The sequence below is a fragment of the Mesorhizobium sp. genome, from assembly GCF_024509055.1.
Classification (GTDB): Bacteria; Pseudomonadota; Alphaproteobacteria; order Rhizobiales; family Rhizobiaceae; genus Mesorhizobium.
On sequence record NZ_JANINM010000298.1, the window covers coordinates 1 to 2,059 of the forward strand.

The 2,059-nt window shown below is 64.9% G+C and carries 1 protein-coding gene; it reads right to left on the reverse strand.

Features of this window, described 5'->3' with window-relative positions:
- Nucleotides 1–159 precede the first annotated feature (159 nt).
- Nucleotides 160–2,059: 1,4-alpha-glucan branching protein GlgB (gene glgB / locus Q0L57_RS13435; RefSeq protein WP_296743339.1), on the reverse strand; the 1,900-nt coding region annotated here is incomplete at its 5' end.

A 2,059-nucleotide genomic window follows, 5' to 3' on the forward strand; every position in this document is an offset into this window, starting at 1 on the left:
TTGGCGCGCCGGTCGGTCAGCTCCCTGAGGCGGCTGCCGCGCCCGCCGGCCAGCACATAGGCCATGGCATCGCGTGCCAGCGGCTGGGTTCTCTTGATCTCTGCCATTGTTACCCTCCCAAGTAAACCGTCCGGATTAATACTTTAGCCAGATGGGATATCATCTGGCGTGGTCCGCGACGAATTCCAGCATGATCGTCGAGAGCGGCGGCAAGAGCATCGTCGCCGATGTGCCGCCTCCTTCCCCGCTCGCCACGACCACGCCGCCATTGCCCATGCCGGAGCCGCCATAGTCGGCAGCGTCAGTGTTGATGATCTCGCGCCATTGCCCCGCCTTCGGTAGCGGCACGCGATAGTTCTCGCGCGGCACCGGCGTGAAGTTCGAAATGACGGCGATCGGGTTGCCGCCAGGCGCGCTGCGCAGCCAGGCGAAGACGGAATTGTCGCGGTCGTCGACGATCAGCCAGGAGAACCCCTCCGGCTCGCAGTCGCGCGCATGCAGCGCCGGGCGTGAGCGGTAGAGGTAGTTCAGGTCGCGCACCGTCTGCCAGACGCCGCGATGCGGCGCGAATTCGAGCAGGTTCCAGTCGAGCGGACGTGCCTCGCTCCATTCGCGGCGCTGGGCGAATTCCTGCCCCATGAACAGGAGCTTCTTGCCCGGATAACCCCACATGAAGGCGTAATAAGCGCGCAGCGTGGCGAACTTCTGCCAGTCGTCGCCGGCAATCTTGTTGAGCAGCGTGCCCTTGCCGTGCACGACCTCGTCATGGGAGAGCGGCAGCACGAAATTCTCGGAGAAGGCGTAGACTAGGCCGAAGGTGATGTCGTTGTGGTGGTGCTTGCGGAAGATCGGCTCCTTGGACAGGTACTCCAGCGTGTCGTGCATGAAGCCCATGTTCCATTTGAAGCCGAAGCCCAGTCCGCCCTCATGCACCGGACGCGACACCTTCGGCCATGAGGTCGATTCCTCGGCGATCGTCATGACGCCGGGATGGTGGCCGTAGAGCTCCTTGTTCATCTTCTGCAGGAAGCTGACGGCCTGAAGGTTCTCGCGCCCGCCCTTCTCGTTGGGGATCCACTCGCCTGCCTTGCGCGAATAGTCGAGGTAGAGCATGGACGCTACCGCGTCGACCCGCAGGCCGTCGACATGGTATTTTTCGGCCCAGAACAGCGCGTTGTTGACCAGGAAGGACACAACCTCCCGGCGGCCGAAATTGTAGATCGCGGTGTTCCAGTCGGGATGGAAGCCCTGGCGCGGGTCGGCATGTTCGTAGAGCGCCGTGCCGTCGAACCGCACCAATCCGTGCTCGTCGACCGGGAAATGCGCTGGCACCCAGTCGAGGATGACCCCGACGCCGGCGCGGTGGGCGCCGTCGACGAAGCGGGCAAAACCGTCCGGATCGCCGAAGCGGGCGGTCGGCGCGTAGAGGCCGGTCGTCTGGTAGCCCCAGGACGGATCGTAAGGGTGCTCGGAGATCGGCAGGAACTCGATGTGGGTGAAGCCGGTGTCGACCACATAGGGGATCAGCTGCGCGGCGAGTTCATCCCAGGACAGAAAAGTGCCGTCGTCGCGGCGCTGCCAGGAGCCGGCGTGGACCTCGTAGATCGAGATCGCCTCGCGCCTCGGATCGGCGCTGCGCCAGAAGCCGCGATGCGCCTCGTCGCCCCATTGATGCGCCAGGGGCGGCGCCGTGACGGAAGCGGTGGCCGGACGCAACTCGGACTCGAAGGCGAACGGGTCGGCCTTGAGCGGCAGCCGCACGCCGTCGGGGGCGATGATCTCGAACTTATAGGGCCGGCCGGCGCCGATATCAGGGATGAACAGTTCCCAGATGCCGGTGTCGCGCCGGTCGCGCATGGTGTGCCGGCGGCCGTCCCATTCGTTGAAGGCGCCGACCACCGAGACGCGTCTGGCGTTTGGCGCCCAGACGGCGAAATGAACCCCGGTCGCGCCTTCATGGTCGATGATATGGGCGCCGAGCTTGTCGAAGAGCCGCAGATGCGAGCCTTCGGCCATGTAGTAATCGTCCATCGGGCCGAGCACCGGGCCGAAGGAATAG